Origin of the sequence: Nonomuraea sp. MG754425 (genome assembly GCF_021699195.1) — a bacterium.
GTDB lineage: Bacteria > Actinomycetota > Actinomycetes > Streptosporangiales > Streptosporangiaceae > Nonomuraea.
The window spans coordinates 1-5,000 of the sequence record NZ_SSXE01000344.1; the positions used below are offsets into that span (position 1 = coordinate 1).

The window sequence follows — 5,000 nt, forward strand, 5'->3', positions numbered from 1 at the left end:
CGCCCCGGCCACCCGGCAGGCCCCGCCTGGGTGCGGCCGGCCAGACCGGCGGACCTGCCTCGGGGTTCACCCGGGCGCGGCACGCCGCCGGGGCGCTACTCGCCGAGACGCTCGCGCAGCGACGCCTGCAACGCCGCCGTGGCCTCCTCGATCACCCCGATCACCACGGCCTGCACGGGATCGGGCTCCCCCGACCGGGTGCGCCCGGCCCGCGTGACGACGTCCAGCCGGCGTGCCCCCACCTCCCGGAGGTCGCTCACCAGCACCTCGCCGCGCGGCACGTCCAGCAGGGCCAGCGTGGGCACGATCGCCACCCCCTGCCCGGCCGCCACCAGCGACAGCGTCGGCTCGAACTCCGCGACGACGTGCACCTTGCGTGGCTCGAACCCGTGCAGCCCCGCCAGCCGCTCCAGCGCCTGCCCGCAGGCGTGCGACGGCGTGCTGGCCACCCACGGGCAGCGCATCAGGTCGTCGACCGTGGCGGGCGGCTCCGGCCAGGACGGGGGCGCGACGATGCGGTACTCGTCCACGAAGAGCAGCCGGGTGCGCAGTGACGGTTGCGACAGGGCGGGCAGGCCCATGTCCTGCTCGGTGATGAGCACGTCGACCGCGCCCAGGCGTAACTCGCGCAGCGCCGGCTGCCCGTAGATGTCGTGGATGACGGGCGTGATCTTGGGGTGGCGGACGGCCAGCTCCCGCAGGGCGGGCACCAGGATGTGCCTGATCACGGTGGCGAAGGCGGCGATGCGCACCGGCCCCGCCAGCCGTTCGGCGTAGCGGGCGAGCTCCCGCTTCGCCTCGGTCAGCTCCTCCTCCACCCGCTCGGCGTACCCGGCCAGCACCCGGCCCTCGGGGGTCAGCGAGACGCTGCGCTGGGAGCGGTCGATGAGGGCGAGCCCGACCTCGCGTTCGAGCTGGGCGAGCTGCTGGGAGACGGCCGAGGGCGTCAGGTGCAGCGCCTCGGCGGCGCGGATCACGCCGCCGCGCCGGGCGACCTCGTGCAGAACGCGTAACCGCCGGGGGTCGATCTCCACGCGGCCCAGCCTACTTGGACCGGCCGATCACCGTCCCGGCGTGATCGGCCGTGCCGGAGCCGGTCAGCCTCCTGGGTCAGTCATCGTCCTGATCCGCCTCGTCCCACGCCTTGTTGCGGTCGGCGGCACGCTGCAACGCCCCCGCCGCCTCCTGCTCGGACTCGTAGGGACCCATCCGGTCCTTGTTGGGGCAGCCCTCGTCGGGCTCGACCCGCATGTGCTTGAGACAGAACCACCACTGGCCTTCGCTCACGACGTCAATTCTGCCCCGTAGACTCATGTTTCATGACGACACTGCTCCAGCCCGGGCGAGTCTCGCCCATGCGAAAGGTCCCCGCCCACATCGAGCGGCCGGAGTACGTCGGCAAGAAGCGCCCCAGGACCGGCGAGTCCGACGTGAAGACGCCCGAGACCATCGAGCTCATGCGGGTGGCGGGCCGGATCGCCGCCCAGGCGCTTGAGGAGGTCGGCCGGCACGTCCGGCCGGGCGTGACGACCGACGAGCTCGACCGGATCGGCCACGAGTTCCTCCTCGACCACGACGCCTATCCCAGCACGCTCGGCTACAAGGGCTATCCGAAGTCGTTGTGCACCTCGATCAACGAGGTCATCTGCCACGGCATCCCCGACGACACCGTGCTGCGCGACGGCGACATCGTCAACGTCGACATCACCGCCTACATCGGCGGCGTCCACGGCGACACCGACGCGACGTTCCTGGCCGGAGACGTGGACGAGGAGTCGCGCCTGCTGGTCGAGCGCACCCGCGAGGCGATGATGCGCGCCATCAGGGCGGTCGCGCCCGGCCGGCAGCTCAACGTGGTGGGCCGCGTCATCGAGGCGTACGCCAAGCGCTTCGGCTACGGCGTCGTACGCGACTTCACCGGCCACGGCATCGGCACGAGCTTCCACTCGGGGCTCATGGTGCCCCACTACGACGACCCGTCGCTGCGGGTGGAGCTGGTGGCGGGCATGACGTTCACGATCGAGCCGATGCTGACCCTGGGCACGATCGAGTACGAGATCTGGCCCGACAAGTGGACGGCCGTGACGAAGGACGGCAAGCGCACGGCCCAGTTCGAGCACACGATCGTCGTCACCGACACGGGCAGCGAGATCCTCACCCTCCCCTGACCCGGCAGGCCCGGGTCCGAGCCCCGTGCGGCACCGCGCCGGGGCGCGCCGGAACGCACCCCGGGCGCGGCGCCGGCCGTCAGCGCCGCCTCGGCACCACCCCTGACACCGTGGTGCCCTCGCCGGGCACGCTGTTCACGGCGAGACTGCCGCCGATCTCGGCGAAGGCCGCCCGCATCCGGGCGATGCCCCGCCCCGGAACCGCGTCCGCGGCGAAGCCCCGGCCGTTGTCGCTGACGGTCATGCGCAGCCCGCTCCTGCCGGTGGTCACGGCGATGGACACGGTCCGGGCTCCGCTGTGCAATTCGACGTTGGACAGCGCCTCACGCATGGCGGTCAGCACACCCTCCGACACGCGTGCGGGCACATCGGTGATCGGCAGCGCCCATGTCTCGACCGTGACGCCCGTCTGCTCCGACCAGTCGGCCAGGTGGCGTTCGAGCGCCTCGGCCAGGCTCTGACCCCCGCGCATCCGCGTCTCTTCCGACAATTGGTTCTCGCCTTCCTAGGCACCCGGGCGCGGCGCCGGTCCCCACTCCGGCGCTCCCAACCGCGGTGCGTATCCCCCCTCAAGGCCACGCACGCTAGCTGAAGGGGTTATACCCGTCTCCCCTGGAAGAAAGGCTACCTGTCGGTCCAGGGACTTGTAGTCGGAAGGTAGAAGGCCATGTCCGAACGGCTACTCGCCCTTGTCAGCACGGTTGAGACGGGCGAGGTAGGCGTTGTAGGAGTCGAGTTCCGGGTCTCCCGCGCCGGTGCGCTCGGCCCTGCGGTCGGCGCGCCGGGCCTGCCTGTCGTCGTCCTTGTACCACTGCACGGCGATGGCGAGCAGCACGATGAGCGTCGGGATCTCGCCGAAGCCCCAGGCGATGGCGCCGCCGTCGTGCTGCGTCTGCAGCAGCGTGGCGCCCCACGTGCGGCCGAGCTGCTCGTACCAGCCGGAGGCGATCACGGAGCCCATCATCATCAGCGCGATGCCGAAGAAGGCGTGGAACGGCATCGTGACGAAGAGCATCAGCAGCCGCCAGACGTGCGGAAGCCGGTTGGGCCCGGGATCGACCCCGATGATCACCCAGAAGAACAGGCACCCGCTGATCAGGAAGTGCAGCGTCATCCAGATGTGCCCGAGGTGCTCGTTCATCGCCGACTCGAACAGCGGCGTGAAGTACAGCGCGTACGTCGAGGCGACGAAGATCGCGGTCGCCACCACGGGATGCGTGAGCACCTTGGTGAACCGGCTGTGCAGGATCGTGGTGATCCACTCGCGCGGCCCCCGGTCGCCCCGCTTGGCGGCGGGTTTGAGCGCGCGCAGGGCCAGCGTGACGGGCCCGCCGAGGACGAGGAAGATCGGCACCACCATCGACAGCGTCATGTGCTCGATCATGTGCACGTCGAACATGACCTGGGCGTACCTGGCCAGCCCGCTCTGCGTGCAGAACACCAGGATCGCGACGCCGATGAACCAGGCGGCGGTGCGGCCCCACGGCCAGGCGTCGCCGCGCCGCCGCAGGCGCAGCACGCCCACCCCGTACAGACCGGCCAGGACGGCCGCGACCACGGCGAAGAACAGGTCGAACCACCACAGCGACAGGATGTTGCCGACGGTGAGCGGCGGCGGGAGGGGGAAGCCGAGCAGTTCGAACGCCCGGTCGGCGGGGATGCTGAACTCGGGCGGCGGCGTGCGCGACAGCGCCACGGCCACGCCGATGGTGGCGGACATGAGCACCGCCTCACCGGCGGCGAGCCGGGTGAACGCGCGGGGCTTGTGGCCGCGCAGGTCCGCGAGCGTGCGCTGGCGGTGCCAGTAGCCGACGTAGCCGAGCAGCACGAACGCCACGAGCTTGGCCATGGCGAGCAGGCCGTACTCGGACGTCCACAGGTCGGAGATCGCGCCCAGCCGCGCGACCAGCGCGAACACCCCGGACAGCCCCACTCCGGCCCAGCACCACAGCGCCATCCGGGAGAACCGCGCCGCCGCCACCTCGAGTTGCGGCTGCCCGCGCAGCGCGTGCAGGGCCAGCACGCCGAGCCCGCCCGTCCACAGGGAGAGGGAGAGCAGGTGCAGCGCGACCGAGGAGGTGGCCAGGTCGTGGTTGGGCGAGGAGGAGGTGTGCCCGGTCAGCGGCGCGGGCAGCAGCGTCACCATGGCGAACACCAGCAGCCCGGCCGCCGCCCCCGCGGTGATGGCGCCGCGCGAGAACAGCGCGATCGCCACCCCGAACAGCACGACGAGCGTCAGCGCGACGCCCTGCGTGGTCTGGGTGGCGTAGCTGGTCAGCATGGTCTGTTCGAGGACCTGGGGGACGGTGCGGCCGAACGACTCGGCGACGCCGAACACGATGGACAGGAACGCCGCGCCCGCCCAGACCAGCGCCGCCCACGAGGCGGCCTTGACGTAGCCGGTCGCGCTCTTGCCGAGCACGCCCTTGTCGTTGGGCAGCAGGGCGGCGGCCATCAGCAGCAGGCCCACGGTGAGCACGCCGGAGGCGTCCATGAGCAGCTTGGACAGCGGCAGGCCCCAGCGCACGAACGCGCCGGAGTCGGGCAGCCCCGGGATGATCCGGGGGAACGCCCGGCCCCCGGCGATCATGCCGATGACCAGGGCGGCGGTCGCGGCGGCCGCGGTCACGAGCGCGAGGCGCGCCGCCCGGCTCACGGCTGCTTCTTCCGCGCGCTCAGCAGGAACCCGACGCCGATGCCGACCAGCGCGCCGATGACGACGATCAGCCAGACGGGGAACGTCACGCCCTGCTCGGCGGACGCCTGCTCGGCCGCCGCGCCGGTGGCCGCGCCCGTGTCAGCCGCGGCGGGCTGCTCGGTGGCGGGTTGGGT

6 protein-coding genes are annotated in these 5,000 nt (G+C 71.9%); 1 reads left to right on the plus strand and 5 read right to left on the minus strand.

What is annotated here, in order from left to right; genetic code table 11:
• Positions 1-95: 95 nt before the first annotated feature.
• Together FAF44_RS51990 and FAF44_RS51995 are read right to left on the minus strand one after the other, a co-directional pair.
• Positions 96-1,034 (minus strand): LysR family transcriptional regulator, encoded by a 939-nt coding sequence (locus tag FAF44_RS51990; RefSeq protein ID WP_237110914.1) that lies wholly within the window; start codon positions 1,032-1,034, stop codon positions 96-98.
• Positions 1,035-1,110: 76 nt separating this feature from the next.
• Positions 1,111-1,314, minus strand: coding sequence for a hypothetical protein (locus FAF44_RS51995; protein WP_237110915.1), 204 nt, complete (start codon positions 1,312-1,314; stop codon positions 1,111-1,113).
• Positions 1,315-1,319: 5 nt separating this feature from the next.
• Between FAF44_RS51995 and map the strand changes: the two genes are divergently transcribed.
• Positions 1,320-2,168, plus strand: a complete 849-nt coding sequence (gene map / locus FAF44_RS52000) for a type I methionyl aminopeptidase (protein ID WP_237110916.1) — start codon at positions 1,320-1,322, stop codon at positions 2,166-2,168.
• A 79-nt stretch (positions 2,169-2,247) separates the two neighbouring features.
• Here map and FAF44_RS52005 read toward each other — a convergent pair whose 3' ends face one another.
• The 3 genes from FAF44_RS52005 to FAF44_RS52015 all read right to left on the minus strand — a co-directional run.
• The gene (locus FAF44_RS52005) at positions 2,248-2,640 is read right to left on the minus strand and encodes a sensor histidine kinase (RefSeq protein WP_237110917.1); all 393 of its coding nucleotides are present in this window, start codon (positions 2,638-2,640) and stop codon (positions 2,248-2,250) included.
• A gap of 207 nt (positions 2,641-2,847) precedes the next feature.
• Entirely contained in the window at positions 2,848-4,824 is a 1,977-nt protein-coding gene (locus FAF44_RS52010; protein WP_237110918.1) for a cytochrome c oxidase assembly protein, read from the minus strand.
• A partial coding sequence (locus FAF44_RS52015) for a hypothetical protein (RefSeq protein ID WP_237110919.1) occupies positions 4,821-5,000 on the minus strand: 180 nt, incomplete at its 5' end. The genes FAF44_RS52015 and FAF44_RS52010, both read right to left, overlap by 4 nt.

What these genes read in the sequence shown, in the direction of transcription:
- FAF44_RS51995 (WP_237110915.1), bottom strand. Translation starts at nt 1,314, where the DNA reads ATGAGTCTACGGGGCAGAATTGACGTCGTGAGCGAAGGCCAGTGGTGG.
- map (WP_237110916.1), top strand. Translation starts at nt 1,320, where the DNA reads ATGACGACACTGCTCCAGCCCGGGCGAGTCTCGCCCATGCGAAAGGTC.
- FAF44_RS52005 (WP_237110917.1), bottom strand. Translation starts at nt 2,640, where the DNA reads ATGCGCGGGGGTCAGAGCCTGGCCGAGGCGCTCGAACGCCACCTGGCC.